Origin of the sequence: Leucobacter sp. USCH14 (assembly GCF_037619215.1) — a bacterium.
Lineage (GTDB): Bacteria > Actinomycetota > Actinomycetes > Actinomycetales > Microbacteriaceae > Leucobacter.
The window spans coordinates 237,832-256,279 of the sequence record NZ_JAQPZP010000003.1 but is presented as its reverse complement, the minus strand read 5'-3'; the positions used below and the strand labels follow the sequence as shown (position 1 = coordinate 256,279).

The following is an 18,448-nucleotide window of genomic DNA, read 5'->3' as shown; positions in this document are numbered from 1 at the left end:
TCGTCAGGCGGCCCGAGCCCGGCGGAGCAGGTACCGCCGCACCGCAGCAGCAGCCGTGCGGCCCGCGCGATTCGCGCCGATCGTGCTCGCCGATGGCCCGTAGCCGACCAGCTGCACGCGTGCGTCTGCGACCGCGGTCGTGCCGCGGCCGCCCCGGTCGAGCTGGATGCCGCCGGCGGCACTGCGGAGCCGGAGCGGGGCGAGGTGGGCTATCGCGGGCCGGAAGCCGGTCGCCCAGAGAATCACGTCGACCCGCTCGAAGGAGCCGTCAGCCCATCGCACCCCGTCGCGCTCGACGCTCGCGAACATGGGCCGCCGCGCGCGGTACGCGCCGAGTCGTTCGGCGTCCCGTTCCTGCTCGCGCAGCATCAGGCCGGTGACGCTGACCACGCTCTGCGGCGCAAGGCCGGCGGCGACGCGCTGCTCGACGAGCGCGACCGACGCTGCTCCGGCTTCAGGGGTGAACTCGTCCGTGCGCCAGACGGGCTCGCTCCGGGTCGCCCAGAGCGTCTCCGTGAGCGGGGCGAGGGCTCCCAAGAACTGCACGGCCGACGCGCCCCCTCCGACGACGAGCGTGCGCTTGCCGATGAAGTGCTCCGGCCCGGGGTAGGCGACCGTGTGCAGCTGCTCGCCCACGAACGTCTCCATCCCGGGGTAGCGCGGCACGAACGGCTGCGACCACGTGCCCGTCGCATTGACCAGCGTGCGCGACCGCCAGGTCCGTTCGCCGGCGGTGATGGAGAGCAGTTGGGGATCCTGCGCATCGTTCTGCACGCGGTCGACGTGCACGGGCCGGATCACCGGGAGCTCGTGCTGCCGCTCGTAGGCGGTGAAGTATCGCGGAATCGCGGTGTTCGCCCGGTCGGCGCTGCGCGAGGGCGGAATCGAACCGGGAAGCTCGGCGACGCCGTGGACGTCGCGCATGGTGAGGGCGTCCCAGCGGTGCTGCCATGCCCCGCCCGGTGATCGGTCGGCGTCGAGCACGACGTGCGGGATCTCGAGCCGCCGCAGATGGTAGGACGCGGAGAGCCCGGCCTGACCCGCACCGATCACGATGCCGTCGAGAATGCCGGTGTCTTCCACGTCGGGTGCAACGAGTCTCGGCTCGAACCCATTCCCCGGCGGGAGTAGCGTGGAAGCGGCCGCCTTACCCCGACGCGCCGTACGCCCCGCGCGAGCGATCGCGCATGTGCCGGGCCACGAGCCCGGAGAAAGCAGGTGCACCATGCAGGCACTGCAATACCGTAAGATCGGAAGCCGACCCGAGCTGGTCGACGTCGAGAAGCCGGCGCCCGGGCCCGGGGAGATCCTGCTGAAGGTGACCGCGGCGGGCGCGTGCCACTCGGATGAGTTCATCATGGGCACGAGCGCGGAGGACTACTACTTCAAGCCGCTGCCGCTCACGCTCGGTCACGAGGTCGCGGGAACGGTCGCCGAGCTGGGCGCCGGCGTGACTGGCCTCGAGGTGGGCGAGAGCGTCATCGTGTACGGCCCGTGGGGCTGCGGCCGGTGCTACCCGTGCGCGAGCGGCGAGGAGCAGAACTGCGAGCAGGGCATGCGCGCTCCCGGCATCTTCAGCGACGGCGGCATGGCGGAGTACATGCTCGTCGACGACGCGCGGCACCTCGTGCCCATCGGCGACCTCGACCCGGTGCAGAACGTGTCGCTGACCGACGCGGCGCTCACGCCGTACCGGGCGATCAAGTCGGCGCTGCCGAAGCTCACGCCCGGCAGCACCGCGGTCGTCATCGGTTCGGGCGGACTCGGCCACGTCGCGATCCAGCTGCTCAAGACGCTGACGCAGACGCGCGTGGTCGTGCTCGACGTCGCGCAGGATCGCCTCGACTTCGCCCGCGAGGTGGGCGCCGACGAGGCGTTCCTCTCGAACCCCGACGCGATCGATTCGGTCAAGGAGCTCACCCGAGGCCTCGGCGCCGAGGCGGTCTTCGACTTCGTCGGCATCCAGCCGACGGCCGATCTCGCGGCGGGCATGATCCGCGTCGGCGGCCAGATCGTCGTGGTGGGCGTGGCGTCGGGTGCGGTGCCGATCGGCCAGACGACCGTGCCGCTCGACGTCAACGGGCGCGCGATCAACTGGGGATCGCGCACCGAGCTCATGGAGGTCGTCGAGCTCGCGAAGCGGGGTGCGATCAGCATCCACGTCGAGCAGTACTCGCTGGCCGAGGCTCCACGTGCCTATGACAACCTGCACGCCGGCAAGGTGCGCGGTCGCGCGGTGATCGTGCCGTAGTCGCGGAGCGTCGCGCCGCAGCTGCGGCGGAACGCGAACGGCCCGGGTCTCCGCTGGTGGGAGCCTGGGCCGTTCGCGTGTGCAGCGTCGCGTCAGGCGGAGCGCTGCGACCGGAGCTCGGCGAGCTCTCGGCCGGATCGCGTCGCATCCTCCTCTGCCTGCTCCTTGAGGGACGCCGCGAGGTCGGCGAACTCGTCGAGTGCGGGGTTCACCCCGACGAGCGTGAAGGGGCGCTTGACGATGCGCAGGTCGAGCCCCCAGACGTCCTCGAGCACGCGCCGCAGCCACGGTGTGGAGTGATCCCAGCCCTCCTTCGGGGTGCCTGGACCGTAGTTGCCGCCGATCGTCGTGACGAGGGTCGCCGGCTTGCCCCGAAGTGCGGTGCCCTCGGGGTCGATGCGCGAATCGGTGTAGGCGACGTCGAACCAGGTCTTGAAGTGCTGCGAGGGGCCGTAGTTGTAGAGCGGCACGTCGAACAGCAGCGCATCGGCCGAGACGAGTTCGTCGGCGAGTGTCGTCGCGAACGCCATCGCCTCCCGCTGTTCGGGGCTCCGCTCGTCCTCGGCGGTGAAGCCGCCGGTGACCGCGGCCCGCCAGACGTCTGCGGAGATCGGTTCGGTGGCGACGTCGCGGCGCACCACGGCGGAGTCGGGGTGAGCGGCGGTCCACTCGTGCTCGACGCGGTCGCCGAGTGCGCGGCTGTCGGACGTGGGCGGCAGGATGCTCGCATCCAGGCGGAAGAGTGTCACGCAGGCTCCGTTTCTCGAGAGTGAATCGCTCATGTTTTCAGAGTGACTTTCGCGAGTGTAGCACCGTAGAATGAGGCTATGGAAGGCCCCCGGCGTGATCGACACGAATGCGACGCTGCGGTCAGCCTCGCATTCTCGGTGCTCGGAAAACGCTGGAACGGCATGATCATCGACGCGCTCGGCGGGGGAGCCCTCGCGTTCGCGGAGGTGCGGCGAGCGGTTCCCGGCATCAGCGACGCCGTGCTCTCCGACCGGCTCACCGAGCTCGCCGACGTGCGGCTCATCTCCCGCACGGTGTCTCCCGGCCCGCCGGTGTCGGTGACCTACGCGCTCACCCCCGGCGGCGAACAGCTGGTGCCGGTGCTCGAGGAGCTCGGGCGGTGGGCTTCGGCGAACCTCGCGCCCGCCGATCGCCCGAAGTAGCGCGCGCCGCGGGCGGTCGCCATCGCGGTCGCTCAGCGTCAGTTCGGCAGCGCCGGGCGCTGCTCTCCCGCGGATCGGGGGATCAGCAGCGAGAGCACCAGTGCGATCACCCCGGAGGCGATCGCGAGCCAGAAGCAGACGTCGAACGCGGCGCGGCTCGGGATCGCCTGGCCGTCGAAGTCGATCGTCATCGAGGCGAGCACCCCGCCCATCACGGCCGACGCGCTCGACGTGCCGATCGACCGGAAGAGGGCGTTCAAGCCGTTCGAGGCACCCGTCTCGTGCGCGGGCACCGACCGCATGATGATCATCGGCATGGCGGCGAAGCTGAACCCGATGCCCACGCCGATGAAGAGATTCGCGGCGAACACGTGCCAGACCTCGCTCGACCAGAGCAGCACGAAGACGTACGCGAGCACGATGGCGGCCGTGCCGGCGGTGAACAGCGGGCGGGGCCCTACGGTGCGCTCGAGCCAACCCGAGAGCGGCGACAGGATCATCATCACGATTCCGGCGGGCATCACGACGAGGGCGGCCTGCATCATGTCGAGCCCGAATCCCGATCCGGAGGCGACGGGCAGCTCGAGCAACTGGGGGAACGCGACGTTGGAGGAGAACAGCGCGAACCCCATGCCGATCGCGGCGACGTTGGTGAAGAGCACGGCGGGGCGAGCGGCGACGCGCAGATCGAGCAGCGGATCCTTCGCCCGCAGCTGGTACCAGCCCCAGAGCAGGAGCACGACGATGCCTCCCACGATGGTGGTGAGCGCGAGCGGTGAGGTCCACCCCCACTGCGCGCCCCGCGACACGAAGAGCAGCACCCCCGCGAGCCCGAGTGCGAGGCCGAGCGCGCCGAGCACGTCGAGGCGGCCCGACGAGCGCAGCACGTCGCCGGGCACGCACCAGACGATCAGCGGCGCCCCCAGTGCTCCGAGACCGGCGGCGAGCCAGAAGAGGGCGTGCCAATCGGCGTTCAGTGCGAGGTAGGCGGCGAGCGGCATGCCCACGGCGCCGCCCACCCCCATCGTGGCGCTCATCAGTGCGACCGCGGTGCCGAGCCGCTCGGGCGGCAGCACATCCCGCATGATCGCGATGCCGAGGGGGATCACCCCCGTGACGGCCCCCTGGAGCGCCCGGCCGATGATGACGCCGACGATGCTCCCTGCGACGGCCGCGATCACCGAACCGAGGATGAGGAGGGCGAGCAGCACGAGCACGACGCGCTTCTTGCCGAAGAGGTCGCCGAGTCGACCCGAGATGGGAGTCGCGATGGCGGCGACGAGCAGCGTGATCGTGACCACCCATGAGGTGTCCTCCCGCGACGCGTCGAGGAGGCGCGGCAGCTCGGCCTGGAGCGGCACGACGAGCGTGAACATGAACGACGAGCAGAGCCCGGCGTACGCGAGCGCAGCCACGGTGGCCCAGCGCGGCGGGGTGCGGGAGAGCCGGTCTCTGTCTCCCCGAGTCGCGCTCCCCACTCGAACACCCTATCGGGGCGGGTGAGATCCGCCCCCGACGAGGCGTCAGCTCGCGAGACGCGACGGCGCGAGCCCCGCGAGCACGCCGAGCAGTGAGTCGGGCACGAGCGACGTGTCTGCCCGGCCCTCGCGCACGATCGCGGCGATCCTCGAACCGAGCTCGGCGGTGGACGCGCCCATGTCGGCGCCGGCGAGCGCGGGCAGGGAGCCGAGCACCTCGACCGTCGCGGCCTCCACGGCGCGCGCCGCTTCGCCCTCGCCGAGGTGGCCGAGCATGAGTGCGAGCGAAAGGATCGCGCCCGCGGGGTTCGCCCAGCCCTTCCCGGCGATGTCGGGCGCCGAGCCGTGAATCGCCTCGAACATGCTGGGCGCGCCGCCGTCGAGGTTGAGGTTGGCGCTGGTGGCGACGCCGAGCCCGCCCTGAATCACGGCGCCGAGGTCGGTGATGATGTCGCCGAAGAGGTTATCGGTGACGACGACGTCGAACCGCTCCGGGGTGAGCGGCAGGTGGAAGCACATCGCGTCGACGTGCACGTAGTCGACCTCGACCTCGGGGTAGCGCTCGCCGACGTCGGCGACCACCTGCTGCCACAGCTGGCCGGCTGCGACGAGGATGTTGGTCTTGTGGCAGAGCGTCAGCTTCTTGCGGCGCCCGAGCGCGAGCCGGAACGCGAAGTCGACGACGCGCTCGATGCCCGCACGGGTGTTGAGCGACTCCTGCATCGCGACGGCGTTCGGGGTGCCCGCGTGCACGGTCGAACCGCGACCCACGTAGGCGCCCTCCGTGTTCTCGCGGACGATCACCATCTCGCAGCGCTCGGGGGAGAGGTCCGCGATCGGCGTCGGCACGCCGGGGTACAGCCGCACCGGGCGCACATTGGCGGCCTGCTGGAAGCGCTGGCGCATCTCGAGGATGAATCCGCGCTCCAGAATGCCCGGGGTGACACGGGGGTCGCCCATGGAGCCGAAGAGGATCGCCTCCTTGTCGCGCAGCTGCGCCTCGACCGCATCGAAGAGCTCGCCCGTCTCGAGGTAGTGGTTCGCGCCCGCCGCGAAGGTGCTGCGCTCCGTGGCGAATCCGAAGCGCTGCTCCGCTGCGTCGAGCACCTCGAGCGCGCAGCCGACGACCTCCGGGCCGATGCCGTCTCCGGGAAGCACGGCGATTGCGTAGCTCTGAGTCATGTCGATCCTTTCGAGAACGTCCGGCCGCTCGCGCCTTGGAGATGGGCCTGTGGTGATCTATATTAAATGGTAAGACCACTCGGCGCGAAGGGTTCGTGTGCACGGCCGCACCCGAACGGATCCGCCGCCAGCTGCAGAGGAACCGCCATGACCCACGCACTCGATCTCATCGCGCCCGCCGGAGCGCTGCCCATCGGCACCGAGTGGCGTGCGCTGGATGCGAGTGCGGAGATCGTCTTCCCGTTCGACGGGAGCGTCGTCGGCCGGGCTCCCGTGAGCGGTGAGCAGGACTCGCGCGACGCCCTCGACGCGGCCGAGGAAGCGCGAGCGGCCGTCGCCGCGCTCACCACGGCGCAGCGCAAGGCGATCCTCACCGACCTCACGGCTCGCGTGCGGGCGGAAGCCGCCCGCCTCGAAGACCTGCTCGTGCTCGAGACCGGCAAGCCGCGCGTCGACTGCCGCACCGAGGTGAACCGCACCATCGTCACGCTCGAGGCGACCGCAGAGGAGGTGTCGCACATCCACGGCGAGACCGTGCCGCTCGACCTGCAGGAGCTCGGCCGCGGCATGATCGGCTACTACACCCGCAAGCCCGCCGGCATCGTCATCGGCATCGCCGGGTTCAACTACCCGCTGCTGCTCGCCACCCACAAGCTCGCACCGGCGATCGCGGCCGGCTGCCCGGTCATCATCAAGCCCGCGCCCAATACGCCGCTCGCGACGATCGAGCTCCTCGCCATCACGCGCGAGGTGCTCGAAGCGCACGGCGTCACGGTCGCCGCGGCCCAGCTCGTCAACGGAGACCCGATCGTCGGCGAGACGCTCGTGCGCGACCCGCGCGCCGCCGTGGTCTCGTTCACCGGATCGGCGAAGATCGGCCACCTCATCGCCCAGCAGGCCGCCCCCCGCAAGGCCGTGCTCGAACTCGGGTCGAACACCGGCTTCATCGTCGCCGCCGACGCCGACCTCGAAGCGGCGGTCGACGCCGTGCTGCGCGGCGGCTTCTACGCCAACGGCCAGGCCTGCATCTCGGTGCAGCGCGTCGTGCTCGAGCGCGGCATCGCCGAGCGCTTCTCGGCGCGTCTCGTCGAGCGCATGCGCGAGCTCGTCGTGGGCGACCCCCGCGATCTCTCGACGAACGTCGCTCCCGTCATCAATGCGGCCTCGGGCGAGCGCATCCGCGCCATGATCGACCGTGCGCTCGCCGCGGGCGCCGAGCTGCTCACCGACGGCCCGGGAGCGGGCGAAGCCGCGCATGTGCACCCCGTCGTGCTCGGGAGCGTTCCCGCCGACGTCGACGTCTGGTGCGAGGAGATCTTCGGCCCGGTCGTCTGCCTCACCGCGGTCGACTCGATCGATGAGGCGATCGACCTCGTCAACGACTCCCGGTACGGACTGCAGGCCGCCATCTACACCGCCTCCCTCGAGAGCGCGTTCAACGCGATCGATCGGCTCGAGGTCGGCGGCGTCGTCGTCAACGAGATTCCCGGCTTCCGCTCCGACATCATGCCCTACGGCGGCGTGAAGGATTCCGGCATCGGCCGAGAAGGTCCCCGGTTCGCCATCGAGGAGTTCACCGTCACTCGCATGGCGATGATCCGCCCCAGAGCCCGCGGCTGAGATCGCGCCGCGATCCAGCACCGCATCCCGAACCACACCCCGCACTGACCCTGGAGACCCCCGCATGAGCCACACGCAGATCGACTACTCGCAGCTCTTCCGCCTCGACGGCCGCACCGTGGTCGTGATCGGCGCGGGCAGCGGGATCGGGCGCGAATCGGCGCAGGCGCTCGCCGCGCAGGGCGCGCACGTGGTCGTCGCCGACTACTCGCTCGAAGGAGCCGAAGCGACCGTCGCGCTCATCACCGAACGCGGGGGAGACGCCGAGGCGTACGAGATCAACGTGCTCGACGATGCTGCCGTCGAGGCCGCTGCGGAGCGCTTCGGCAGCGCCGCCGCACTGGTCTTCACCGCTGCGACGAACGTGCGCAAGCGCATGGAGGATTACACGCTCGACGAGTTCGACCGGGTCGTGAACCTCAACCTGAGGGCGTCGTTCCAGCTGATCCGTCACTTCGGTGCGCGCTTCGCCGCGAACGGGGGCGGATCGATCGTCGGTTTCGCGTCGATCCGCGCCCAGGTCGTCGAACCCGGTCAGGGCGTCTACGCTGCGACGAAGGCCGGCCTCGTGCAGCTCGCGAAGACCGCGGCCGCCGAGTACGGCGCTCAGGGCGTGCGCGTGAACGTGGTGGCCCCCGGCGTCGTCGAGACCCCGCTCACCGCGCAGATCAAGGCGAACGACGAGTGGTACGGAGCGTACGCGCAGAAGGCTGCGCTCGGCCGCTGGGCGCGCCCCGACGAACTCGCCGGAGCCGTGGTCTACCTCGCCTCCGACGCGTCGTCGTTCGTCACCGGGTCCACCCTCTTCGTCGACGGCGGCTGGACCGCGATCGACGGTCGCTTCACGCCGCCCGCTTCCTAGGAGCGAACGGGGCGCGGCGGCCCCGCGCCCCCTGCCGCCCGCTCAGGCGACCTGCGACCAGTCGACCTCGGCGTCGTCGCCGCGCACGCCCTCGAACCAGAGGGCGACGCGCATGAGCCGATCGTCGGTGCCGATCCCTGATGCGATCTGCAGGCCGACGGTGCGCCCGTCCGCCTGGACTCCGGCGCCGATCGACACGGCGGGCTGCCCCGACATGTTGAAGGGCACGGTGAAGGAGATGTGCCCCATCGTCTCGAGCGGGTCGAGAATCGGCATCGGATCCTCCGCCGGGAACGCCGCCACCGGGGTGACGGGCGAGAGCACCAGATCGAACGGCTGGGTCGCCGCGCGCGTGAGACGCGCCATTTCCTCGATCATGCCGCGGTTGCGCACGGTCTGAGCCGCTGAGAACTCGGCGCCCGCGATGCACCACTGGGCGATGAACGGGAGCACGACGGCGCGCTCGTCTTCGCTGAGCGCTTCGTAGTCGGCGAAGGATCGGCTGCGCCAGAAGTTCACGAGACCCTCGAGCACCGAGGCGGGCACGAACGGGTCGAGCGGCTCGACCGTCGCTCCTGCCTCTGCGAATCGGGCCGCGGCGCGTTCGATGATGGCGCGCGTCTCGGGCTCGACCGGCAGGCCGGAGCCCGCGTCGAGCTGCAGGCCGACCCGCAGACCCGCGGGGGAGAGCGGCTCGGGCGACCAGTCCATCGCGGCGTAGGGGCGCGTGAGGTAGTCGCGGGCGTCGGGCTGCGCCACGATCGACATGAGCCGCATCGCGTCGGCCGCGGTGCGCGTCATAGGGCCGGCGACACGACCGACGTAGGGCGCATCGAGCGGGAGGAGCCCCTCGCTCGGCTTGAGCGCGGTGAGTCCCTGCCACGAACCGGGGAGCCGGATCGACCCGCCGATGTCGGTGCCGATGTGGAACGGTCCGTATCCCGCAGCCGCGGCCGTACCCGCTCCGGCGCTCGATCCGCCCGAGGTGTGCGCGGGGTTCAGGGCGCCGCGCGTGATGCCGTGGAGGCTCGAGACCCCCGAGGAGAGCATCCCCCAGTCGGGCATCGTCGTCGACCCCACGATGATCGCGCCCGCTTCGAGCAGGCGGTCAGTGATCGGGGCGTTCTGCGCGGCGATCGGCGGGTTCGGAATCGCGGTGCCCGCGGGCTTCGGCTGCCCCGCGCGGGCGATGTTCTCCTTCACCGTCGCGGGAACTCCGTCGAACGGCCCGAGCTGCGTGCCGGATCGCCAGCGCTCCGTCGAGGCGGCCGCGTCGGCCCGCACCTGAGCGGCGTCGAACAGGTACAGCGCGTTGAGCTCGGGCTCGCGCGACTCGACTCGGGCGATGACGTCTTCGACGACCTCGGAGGGCGTGAGCGACCCATCGGCGTAGCGCGCGCTGAGGGTCGCGGCGTCGAGGGAGGCGAGGTGCGAGGTCATCCGGGTGCCTTTCGTCGGAGGGAGCGGGAGATGCGGAGAACGGAGGGCCTAGGCGGTGTGGGCGAGCTCCTGGCGCAGCGTCAGCGACGAGTCGATGAGGCGCTTCGTATAGGGGTGCTGCGGCGAGCGGTACACGGTCTCGGTGTCTCCCGCCTCGACGATCTCGCCCGACTGCATCACGATCACGGAATCGCAGAGGTGCCGCACCACATTCAGATCGTGCGAGACGAAGACGAGCGTGAGCCCGTACTCGTCGACGAGGTCTGCGAGCAGGTTGAGCACCTGGGCGCGCACGGAGACGTCGAGCGCGCTGACCGGCTCGTCGGCGACGACCACGCGGGGTCGGCAGATGAGTGCGCGAGCGATGGAGATGCGCTGACGCTGTCCGCCCGAGAACTGGTGCGGGAAGCGCTCCGCCGACGAAGCGGGGAGCCCCACGGCCTCGAGCATCTCGGCGACCATGCGCCTTCGGTCGGCGGCGGTCTCGCCACGGCCGGGCACGAGCAGCGGCTCGGAGATGATCTGCTCGACGGTCATGCGCGGGTCGAGCGAGCCCATCGGATCCTGGAATACGATCTGCAGGTTCTGACGCAGCGCGCGCAGCTGCGCCTCCTTGGCGCCCTTCACCTCGTTGCCGGCGACGACGGCGCTCCCCGAGGTGGGCTGGTCGAGCCCGGCGAGAATGCGCAGCAGGGTCGACTTGCCGGATCCCGACTCGCCGACGACCCCGAGGCGCCCGCCCTCGGGCACCTCGAATGAGATGCCCTTGAGCGCGTGCACCTGCGGCGCGGGCTTGAAGATGCTCGTGCGGCCGCGCGTGTAGGTGCGCACGAGATCGGTGACGCGCATCACCGGCTCGGCTCCGCCGGCCGGTGCGGTCGCCCGGTCGGCGGGCGCGACGGCTGCGTGAGCAGCCTCCTGGGTTCCCGCCTCGTCATCGATCGTCGGCGGCACGTACTCCTGCGCGGTCGCGACGGTGAACAGGCGTCCGTTCGCGTCGACCGCGTCGAGATCGGAAGCGGCGAGGAGACCGCGCGTGTACGGGTGGGTGGGACGCGTGAAGACCTCTTCCGTGGTGCCCTCCTCGACGACGACGCCGTTGTTCATGACGAGCACGCGCGTGCACATGTTCGCGACGACGGCGAGGTCGTGCGTGATGAAGAGCAGCCCGGTGCCGCGTGCGCGGACGAGCTCGAGAATGAGGTCGAGCACCTGCCGCTGCACCGTCACGTCGAGGGCCGTCGTCGGCTCGTCGCAGAGCAGCAGCGACGGGTCGTTGGCGAGCGCCATGGCGAGCATGACGCGCTGCCGCTGCCCGCCCGAGAGCTGGTGCGGGTACGCGCGAGCGGCCTGCGCGGGGTCGGGCAGGTGCACGGCGTCGAGCATCTCGACCGCGCGGCGCCCCGCCTCCGCCTTATTGGGAGCGAGCTTGTGCTGCAGCATGATCTCGGCGACCTGATCGCCGGCGCGCATCAGCGGGTTCAGCGCCGTGAGCGGCTCCTGGAACACCATCGCCATGTCGTTGCCGCGCAGCTTCATGAGGTCGGCCTCGGGCGCCCGCAGCAGATTGCCGGAGTACCCGTCGATCTCGACCGATCCGTCGGCGGTGACGCCGTTGGGGAGCAGGCCGAGCAGCGCGGTGGTGGTCATCGACTTGCCCGATCCGGATTCGCCGATGAGGCCGATGCGCTCGCCGTGCGCCATGTGCAGGGAGAAATCGGAGACGAGCGTGCGGTACGGGGTGCGCACGTTGAGATCGTCGACGCGCAGCAGCAGGTCGGCGCCGGCTGCGTGCGAGGCGGTGGGTTCGGTGCGCATCAGCCGCGGCTCCCGTTCAGTTTCGGATCGAAGCGGTCGCGCAGGCCGTCACCCAGCAGGTTGAAGCCCATGACCGCGATGGCGATGGCGATGCCCGGCCAGACGGCCAGCATCGGTTCGGTGCCGAGGAACTGCTGCGACTCCTGCAGCATGCGTCCCCACGACGGGGTCGGCGGCGGGGTGCCGAGGCCCAGGAAGCTGAGGCCCGCCTCCGCGAGCACCGCGAGCGCGAACGAGACGGAGGACTGCACGACCACCATGCCGACGATGTTGGGGAGCACGTGGCGCAGCGCGATCCTGAATCGCGACTGGCTGGCCGCGCGCGCCGCGAGCACGTACTCCGTCGTCATGACCTGCAGGGTTCCGGAGCGGGCGACGCGGGCGAACCCGGGGATCGTCGCGATGCCGATGGCGACCATCGCCGTGAGCGTGGAGGCCCCGAACACCGCGCTGAACATGATGGCGAGCAGCAGTGCGGGGAACGCGAGGGCGATGTCGGAGGCCCGCATGATGACCTCCTCGATCCAGCCGCCCCGGATCCCGGCGAGGATGCCGAGGGGCGTGCCGATCACGATGGCGATGCCGACCGAGATGACGCCGACGAAGAGGGTGATGCGCGCGCCGTAGAGCATGGCGGAGAACACGTCGCGGCCGTACTTGTCGGTGCCCATGAGGTGGGCGAGGCTCGATCCCTGCAGGCGATCCGCGGGCATCGCCTGCGTCGGATCGTAGGGCGTCCAGAAGAACGACACGATCGCCGCGAGGGCGACGAGGCCGATGAGGATCAGGCCGATCAGCAGCGTGGCCGACAGCCTGCGCTTGCCCGGCTTGGCGACACCGCTCGTGCTGGCATTTCCCGGAGCGCTGATCGCGCTGGTGCGCGGCGCCTGTGACGGCGGCGTGGGAACCTGTTGCGTGCTCATGGCTAGGCGCTCCTTCGCAGACGCGGATCGATGAGCGTGTAGAGCACATCGACAACGAGGTTGAGAATCAGGGTGATGGCGACGAGCACCATCACGACGGACTGCACGGTGAGCATGTCGCGGTTGCCGACGGCGTCGAGCAGCATCGAGCCGAGCCCCGGGATCACGAACACGCGCTCGATGACCACGGCGCCGATGATGAGCGCGGCGATCTGCACGCCCGTCACCGTGATGACCGGGATCGCGGCGTTGCGCAGGCCGTGCTTGAGGAGGGCGCCGTTCTTGCTGAGGCCCTTCGCGCGGGCGGTGCGGAGGTAGTCCTCGCTCATCACTTCGAGCACGGCAGATCGCACGTAGCGGGTGAGGATCGCGCCCTGCACCGATGCGAGCGCGACGACGGGCAGGATCAACCGACGTATGAAGTCGCCGAAGTCGACCGCGGGTGCGGTCCACCCGTTCGCGGGGAGCCAGCCGAGGCCGACCGCGAACACGATGACCAGCAGGATGCCGGCGAGGAAGCCGGGCACCGCGACGCCGATCTGGGAGCCGAGGCCGATGGCGACGCCGGAGAAGTTGCGGTGCTTGACGGCCGCCCAGGTGCCGAGCGGGATCGCGACGAGCAGGGCGACGACCATCGCGGTGAGCACCAGGATGAGGCTGACCTGCACGCGGTCGAGCACCATCGGGCTGATGTCGGTGCGCGTCACGTACGAAGTGCCGAAGTCGCCGGTGAGCAGGCCGCCGAACCACTCGAAGTACTGCACGATGAGCGGCCGGTCGGTGCCGAACTCGGCACGGGTCTGCTCGAGCAGCTCGGGGGTGGCGTTGACGCCGAGCGCGATCTGGGCGGGGTCGCCCGGGATCAGGCGCATGAAGAGGAACACGACGACCGTCGCGACGACGTAGGTCACCGCGAATCTCGCGAGGTTGATCAGGATCCGTATGGCCATGCGGGTTCGGGTTCCTCGGGTTCAGTGGCGGGTGGGTGTGGTGCGCCCGCGAGAGCGCAGTTGTGGTCTGAGTCGTTCGCCTCGGACGACCTCAACTGCGCTCTCGCGCACTGGAGGGGACGAGAGCGGCGGTTCGCACCGCCGCTCCGCTTACTTCCAGCTCAGGTTCGTGAGGTCGAGCGCCTCGATGATGGCGTTCTCGGGCATGCCCTGGAGATCCGCCTTCGCGACCGTGATGTTCGGGAAGAGGAACAGCACGCCCGACGCGGCGTCGTCGACGATCTGCTGAGCGACCTGCTTCATGCCCTCGACGTAGCCCTCCTCGTCGGCCGCGTCCGCCTCCTCGGCGATCGGGGCGATCTTCGAGTTGTCGTAGCCGATGTAGTAGTTCGGGTCGTTGAAGACCGTCAGGATGTCGCGCGCCTCGACGGCGAGCACCGTGGTCATCTGGTAGTCGTGCTTGGTGAAGACCTCGTCGAGCCACACCGCCGGGAACTCGGAGGATTCGATGGTGGCGTTGATGCCCACGTCCTTCAGCTGCGAGACCACGATCTCCGAGACGGCCTGCGCGTAGGGGCGCGTGGGCACGGTGAAGGTGATGTCGAGGTTCTCCTGACCGGCCTCCTGCAGCAGCTCCTTCGCCTTCTCCGGGTCGTAGGGGTATGCGTCGTTCAGATCCTCGTAGTACGGGTCGGTCGGCGCGGCGTAGGTGGCGACGAGCGAGCCGTAGCCGTTCCATGCGGTGTCGAGGATCGCCTGCTTGTCGAGGGCGTACAGCACGGCCTGGCGCACGCGCACGTCGTCGAACGGCGCCGCCTTGTTGTTCATCGAGAGCGACACCTCGCCGCTCGAGGTGCCCGTCGTGACGACGAACTGGTCATCGGACTCGAAGCTCGAGAGCAGTTCGGGGGCCTGCAGGTTCGCGATCGCGTCGACGTCGCCGGTCTGCAGTGCGTTCGTGGTGGCGGTCGCGTCGGCGAAGTACCGCAGCGTCACCTGCTCGACGCCGGGAGCCTCGCCCCAGTAGTCGTCGCGCGTGTCGAAGACGAGGCTCTCGTTCGGCGTCCAGGATTCGACGGCGTACGGGCCGGTGCCGACGGGCGTGTTCGCAAGGTCGTCGACGCCGTCCTCCGAGAAGATCGCTCCGACGGGCGTCGCGAGGCTGAAGAGCCACGCGTTCGACGGCTTGCTCAGTGTGACGGCGACCTCGGTGGGGGAGACGACCTCGACGCTCTCGACGACGTCCATCTTCGCCTTGAGGCTCGACACCCAGTCGGTCTTCACCCGATCGAAGCTGAACTTCACGTCGTCCGCGGTGAACTCGTCGCCGTTCGAGAACGTCACACCCTCCTGCAGCGTGAACGTGTACGTCTTGCGGTCGTCGCTGACGGTCCACTCGCTCGCGAGCAGCGGCTGGATCTCGCCCGACTGATCGAGCTCGACCAGGCCTTCGTAGACGTTCGACATCAGCGCCTGCGGAATCGCGGACCCGGCGGTCGTCGTGAAGTCGAGGTTCGTGGGGGTGCCGGTCAGGGCGATGGTCGCCGTGGTCGGGGTTTCCCCGCCTTCGGCGGAGCTGTTGCCAGCACCCGCGGAGCAACCCGCGAGGCCGAGCATGGCCGCGGTCGCGATTGCGGCCGTGGTGAGAATCGCATTCTTACGTCGCATCATTGCTTTCCTGTGACTGAGGCCTCGCGAGGCGAAGCCGGGATGGAGGGTGGGGTCGGGCGACGATGCCCTGTCGTCGATCCGCAATGCACAGCGTATTCGCGAATCGACGGGAGTGTTCACGGAGTGTTCCAGCAAATCCCGAAAGATTTCGAACCAGGATACATGGTAAGGCCACTGCGGTGGGGCGCTATCATCGGAGCACGCGGCCGAGTCGGCTCGGATCCGCCCCTCGACCAGGAAGAGTCTCAGGTGTCCACGACCCACAGCTTCGAGCCCGCGGTTCCCGTGCACACCTATCAGCGCATCGTCGACCAGATCGAGCAGGCCATCATCTCGGGCGACATCCCGGTCGGATCGCAACTCGCCAGCGAGCGCGACCTGATGGTGCAGTTCGGCGTGAGCCGGCCCACCGTGCGCGAGGCGCTCCGCATCCTCCAGAGCATGGGGCTGATCGAGTCGCGCCCCGGCACGAGGGGCGGCCCCGTGGTGCTCGCGCCCTCGTCGAAGCCGCTCTCCCGCTCGCTGCGCGCCCTGGTCGGCACCGACGCGCTCGACGTCTCCGCGCTGGTGGAGTACCGCGTCGTGCTCGAGGGAACGACGAGCCGCCTCGCCGCCGTGCGGCACGACGCCGACCAGCTCGCGCGCATGCGCGCGGCGATCGAGCAGATGGAGCGCGATGCCCGGGCGAACGCGGACTCCTTCGCGGCCGCCGACATCGAGTTCCACGAGGCCATCTGGGAGGCGAGCGGCAACGAAGTGCTGCGTCTCACCGGCGAAGCCGTCTCCGGGGTGCTGCGCGCGATCATCCGCCGCGACGTCGAGAATGAGCACCACGACAATCGGTTGAAGCTCGAGTCCGCCGAGATCGATCGGAGCCTCTTCACCGCGATCGAACAGCGCGATGGAGCCCTCGCGAGCCGGATCGCGCGGCGTGCGGTCGCCGACCGTTTCGGGCTGCTCGTCGAGAACGATCTCGACCGCCGCGCGCTCGCCGCACTCGCCGAGTAGCGCGCCCCGCGCCGGGCGCGAGGGGTCCGCTCAGCGCGGGCGACGCGCGGAGACGCCGGCGAGCACCAGGCTGATCGCGGCGGCCGAGAGGGCGAACACGACCACTGCGTGCGCCAGGCCGAACTGCTCGGCGAGTGCGCCGAGCGCGATCACCGGCACCGCGCTGCCGAGGTACGTGACGGTGTAGACGGCGCTGACGGTGGAGGCGTGGCGCAGCGGGTGCACCGCCGCGGTCGCCGCGGTGAAGGCGGCCTGGAATGCGATGCCCTGCCCGGCGCCCGCGAGGGCGCTCGCCAGCACGAGGAACCATACGGCCCCGACCCCGTCCGCGGCGGCGATGCCGACGAGAGCGGTTGCGAGCACGCCCAGCCCGACCGGCATCCGCCATCCGCCGGTGAGCGGCACGAGCTGCACGAGCGCAGACGCGGCGAGCGTCACCGCGGCGAGCGCCCCGACGATCACCCGGGAGTCGGTGCCGGCGATGCCCGCGAAGTGCGAGGGCGCGAGCGAGAGGCAGAAGCCGAAGACCATGAAGCTCAGGAAGCCGGTCGCGGCCGCGATGCGGAATGCCCGTGCGGCGGCGGAATCGTTGCGGCTGTGCGACCCCGGGCGGTCGGGGCGCGGATCGGGCGCATCGGCGAGTGCGATTCCTGCGACGGGCGGCGCGCACTCGCCGTGCGGCGCCACCGCGATGATCACGGGAACGAGTGCGGCGAGCACGATGGCCACTGCGATGTACGGGGTCTGCAGTGGGACGCCGACCAGTGAGAGGAGCCCACCGACGATGGGCCCCGCTGCGACGCCACCGGAGGTCGCGAGCAGCGTCAGCCGCCCGACGAGTGCGGGGCGGCCGGGGAGGAGTGCGCGCAGCGCTCCCGATCCGGTGCCCGTCGCGCACGCCACCGCGATGCCCTGCACTGCGCGCGCGACGCAGAACCAGCCGAGCGTCGGCGCGTAGGCGAGGGCCGCGGTGGCGAGCGCGGCGGCCGCGAGCGCCACGATGAGCACGGTGCGGCGGTTGACCCCGTCGGCGATGCGGCGGAACAGGATCAGGCCCACGATGAGCGAGAGCACGTAGCTCGAGAACGCGATCGAGATGCCGAGCGACCCCGTGTCCAGTCGGCTCTCGAGCAGCGGGAACAACGGTGTGCTGAGGTTCGCGCTGACGAGGAGGGCGAAGAGCGCCAGTGACGTGAGCGCGACTCGAGCGCGCGGCCGGTGCAGCACGGCGGGCAGGGTCGCGGGCGATCCGGGAGTCGCAGGGGCCTCAGGAGTCCGGGGGCGTGCCGTCGGCTCTGGAGCCCGTGCGGGAGGGAGCGGGGCGCTGCTCGGGGTGGTGAGCGGTCTGGCGTTCGCTGGTGCGGTCGCGCGCATGGCGGGCTCCTTCTTCGGGCGCAGGGGTGGCGCGTCCGGTAGTTCAGCCCGCGGGGTGCTGCGGGCGGTGATCCGAGTGCGGCGGGGGTGTCCGCCAGCACATGAAGAAGTTCATCCTATCGAAGCGATCTGCGCAAGCGGCACCGAACAAATTGATCGATATGATCAATCAAGATCCCGTAGACCCAGCAGAAAGTGGACAAAGTGAACGGACTCGACGCGACCGACCGGCGCATCCTTCTTGTGCTCGATCACGATGCGCGCATGCCGACCGCCATGATCGCATCGAAACTCGGCCTCGCACGGGGCACGGTGCAGGCCCGGCTGGAGAAGTTGAAAGACGCGGGCGCCCTGCGTCTGCACAGCTCGCGAGTCACGCCCGCGGCGCTGGGCCGCCCGGTCGGGGCGAGTGTGCAGGTCGAGCTCGACCAGCATCAGATCAGCGCCGCCGTGTCGGCACTCGCCGACATCCCCGAGGTGCTGGAGTGCTTCGCGCCCGCGGGCAGCACCGACCTGCTTCTGCGCGTGGTGGCGCGCGACCCCGACGATCTGTACCGGGTGAGCGAGGAGATCCGTCTCTGCCCCGGCATCACCCGCACCTCGACGAGCCTGTTCCTGCGTGAGGTGATCCCGTACCGTGTGACCGGCCTGCTCCGCGCACGCTCAGGGCGAACGAGCTCCTGAGGCTGCACGCCCGGC

General features: G+C 70.3%; 16 protein-coding genes. 6 read left to right on the top strand and 10 right to left on the bottom strand.

Translation table 11 applies throughout. The features are described 5' to 3' along the window. Positions 1–3 precede the first annotated feature (3 nt). A complete protein-coding gene (locus PQI23_RS05265; protein ID WP_339972251.1) occupies positions 4–1,083 on the bottom strand; it encodes an NAD(P)-binding domain-containing protein in 1,080 nt (359 codons plus the stop codon). A gap of 142 nt (positions 1,084–1,225) precedes the next feature. Between PQI23_RS05265 and PQI23_RS05260 the strand changes: the two genes are divergently transcribed. Further along, complete coding sequence (locus tag PQI23_RS05260) at positions 1,226–2,251, top strand: NAD(P)-dependent alcohol dehydrogenase (protein WP_339972249.1); 1,026 nt, start codon at positions 1,226–1,228, stop codon at positions 2,249–2,251. Positions 2,252–2,343: 92 nt separating this feature from the next. Here the strand turns inward: PQI23_RS05260 and PQI23_RS05255 are convergent, their stop codons facing one another. Continuing rightward, complete coding sequence (locus tag PQI23_RS05255) at positions 2,344–3,000, bottom strand: FMN-dependent NADH-azoreductase (protein ID WP_339972340.1); 657 nt, start codon at positions 2,998–3,000, stop codon at positions 2,344–2,346. A gap of 78 nt (positions 3,001–3,078) precedes the next feature. Between PQI23_RS05255 and PQI23_RS05250 the strand changes: the two genes are divergently transcribed. Beyond that, positions 3,079–3,423, top strand: coding sequence for a winged helix-turn-helix transcriptional regulator (locus PQI23_RS05250; RefSeq protein WP_339972248.1), 345 nt, complete (start codon positions 3,079–3,081; stop codon positions 3,421–3,423). A 38-nt stretch (positions 3,424–3,461) separates the two neighbouring features. On the opposite strand, the gene PQI23_RS05245 is transcribed toward PQI23_RS05250, so the two are convergent. Both PQI23_RS05245 and PQI23_RS05240 read right to left on the bottom strand, forming a co-directional pair. Continuing rightward, positions 3,462–4,901 carry an MFS transporter gene (locus tag PQI23_RS05245; protein WP_339972246.1) on the bottom strand — a complete coding sequence of 480 codons (1,440 nt, stop codon included), beginning with the start codon at positions 4,899–4,901 and terminating at the stop codon, positions 3,462–3,464. Between the two features lie 45 nt (positions 4,902–4,946). After that, complete coding sequence (locus PQI23_RS05240) at positions 4,947–6,083, bottom strand: 3-isopropylmalate dehydrogenase (RefSeq protein ID WP_339972244.1); 1,137 nt, start codon at positions 6,081–6,083, stop codon at positions 4,947–4,949. A 147-nt stretch (positions 6,084–6,230) separates the two neighbouring features. Between PQI23_RS05240 and PQI23_RS05235 the strand changes: the two genes are divergently transcribed. Then, complete coding sequence (locus PQI23_RS05235; protein WP_339972242.1) at positions 6,231–7,703, top strand: aldehyde dehydrogenase family protein; 1,473 nt, start codon at positions 6,231–6,233, stop codon at positions 7,701–7,703. 64 nt (positions 7,704–7,767) lie between these two features. Then, on the top strand, positions 7,768–8,565 hold the full coding sequence (locus PQI23_RS05230) for an SDR family NAD(P)-dependent oxidoreductase (protein WP_339972240.1): 798 nt from the start codon (positions 7,768–7,770) through the stop codon (positions 8,563–8,565). Positions 8,566–8,607: 42 nt separating this feature from the next. Here PQI23_RS05230 and PQI23_RS05225 read toward each other — a convergent pair whose 3' ends face one another. The 5 genes from PQI23_RS05225 to PQI23_RS05205 form a co-directional block, all read right to left on the bottom strand. Then, positions 8,608–10,005: an amidase gene (locus tag PQI23_RS05225; protein WP_339972238.1), complete on the bottom strand. Its 1,398-nt coding sequence runs from the start codon at positions 10,003–10,005 to the stop codon at positions 8,608–8,610. 48 nt (positions 10,006–10,053) lie between these two features. Next, positions 10,054–11,823 carry an ABC transporter ATP-binding protein gene (locus PQI23_RS05220; protein ID WP_339972236.1) on the bottom strand — a complete coding sequence of 590 codons (1,770 nt, stop codon included), beginning with the start codon at positions 11,821–11,823 and terminating at the stop codon, positions 10,054–10,056. Next, positions 11,823–12,746: an ABC transporter permease gene (locus tag PQI23_RS05215; protein WP_339972234.1), complete on the bottom strand. Its 924-nt coding sequence runs from the start codon at positions 12,744–12,746 to the stop codon at positions 11,823–11,825. Before PQI23_RS05215 ends, PQI23_RS05220 begins: the two co-directional genes overlap by 1 nt. Positions 12,747–12,748: 2 nt before the next feature. Beyond that, positions 12,749–13,696 (bottom strand): ABC transporter permease, encoded by a 948-nt coding sequence (locus PQI23_RS05210; RefSeq protein WP_010154676.1) that lies wholly within the window; start codon positions 13,694–13,696, stop codon positions 12,749–12,751. Positions 13,697–13,846: 150 nt separating this feature from the next. Next, positions 13,847–15,367 (bottom strand): ABC transporter substrate-binding protein, encoded by a 1,521-nt coding sequence (locus PQI23_RS05205; protein ID WP_339972231.1) that lies wholly within the window; start codon positions 15,365–15,367, stop codon positions 13,847–13,849. 249 nt (positions 15,368–15,616) lie between these two features. Between PQI23_RS05205 and PQI23_RS05200 the strand changes: the two genes are divergently transcribed. After that, positions 15,617–16,375: a FadR/GntR family transcriptional regulator gene (locus tag PQI23_RS05200; protein ID WP_339972229.1), complete on the top strand. Its 759-nt coding sequence runs from the start codon at positions 15,617–15,619 to the stop codon at positions 16,373–16,375. A 30-nt stretch (positions 16,376–16,405) separates the two neighbouring features. On the opposite strand, the gene PQI23_RS05195 is transcribed toward PQI23_RS05200, so the two are convergent. After that, positions 16,406–17,749 (bottom strand): MFS transporter, encoded by a 1,344-nt coding sequence (locus PQI23_RS05195; RefSeq protein ID WP_339972227.1) that lies wholly within the window; start codon positions 17,747–17,749, stop codon positions 16,406–16,408. A gap of 204 nt (positions 17,750–17,953) precedes the next feature. Here PQI23_RS05195 and PQI23_RS05190 point away from each other — a divergent pair, with 204 nt between their 5' ends. Next, positions 17,954–18,433 carry an Lrp/AsnC family transcriptional regulator gene (locus PQI23_RS05190; RefSeq protein WP_339972225.1) on the top strand — a complete coding sequence of 160 codons (480 nt, stop codon included), beginning with the start codon at positions 17,954–17,956 and terminating at the stop codon, positions 18,431–18,433. The last annotated feature ends 15 nt before the right edge of the window (positions 18,434–18,448 follow it).

Bases quoted from the DNA above. Each gene is read 5' to 3' on its own strand.
- PQI23_RS05260 (WP_339972249.1), top strand. From the start codon at position 1,226: ATGCAGGCACTGCAATACCGTAAGATCGGAAGCCGACCCGAGCTGGTC.
- PQI23_RS05250 (WP_339972248.1), top strand. From the start codon at position 3,079: ATGGAAGGCCCCCGGCGTGATCGACACGAATGCGACGCTGCGGTCAGC.
- PQI23_RS05240 (WP_339972244.1), bottom strand. From the start codon at position 6,083: ATGACTCAGAGCTACGCAATCGCCGTGCTTCCCGGAGACGGCATCGGC.
- PQI23_RS05235 (WP_339972242.1), top strand. From the start codon at position 6,231: ATGACCCACGCACTCGATCTCATCGCGCCCGCCGGAGCGCTGCCCATC.
- PQI23_RS05230 (WP_339972240.1), top strand. From the start codon at position 7,768: ATGAGCCACACGCAGATCGACTACTCGCAGCTCTTCCGCCTCGACGGC.
- PQI23_RS05225 (WP_339972238.1), bottom strand. From the start codon at position 10,005: ATGACCTCGCACCTCGCCTCCCTCGACGCCGCGACCCTCAGCGCGCGC.
- PQI23_RS05220 (WP_339972236.1), bottom strand. From the start codon at position 11,823: ATGCGCACCGAACCCACCGCCTCGCACGCAGCCGGCGCCGACCTGCTG.
- PQI23_RS05215 (WP_339972234.1), bottom strand. From the start codon at position 12,746: ATGAGCACGCAACAGGTTCCCACGCCGCCGTCACAGGCGCCGCGCACC.
- PQI23_RS05210 (WP_010154676.1), bottom strand. From the start codon at position 13,696: ATGGCCATACGGATCCTGATCAACCTCGCGAGATTCGCGGTGACCTAC.
- PQI23_RS05205 (WP_339972231.1), bottom strand. From the start codon at position 15,367: ATGATGCGACGTAAGAATGCGATTCTCACCACGGCCGCAATCGCGACC.
- PQI23_RS05195 (WP_339972227.1), bottom strand. From the start codon at position 17,749: ATGCGCGCGACCGCACCAGCGAACGCCAGACCGCTCACCACCCCGAGC.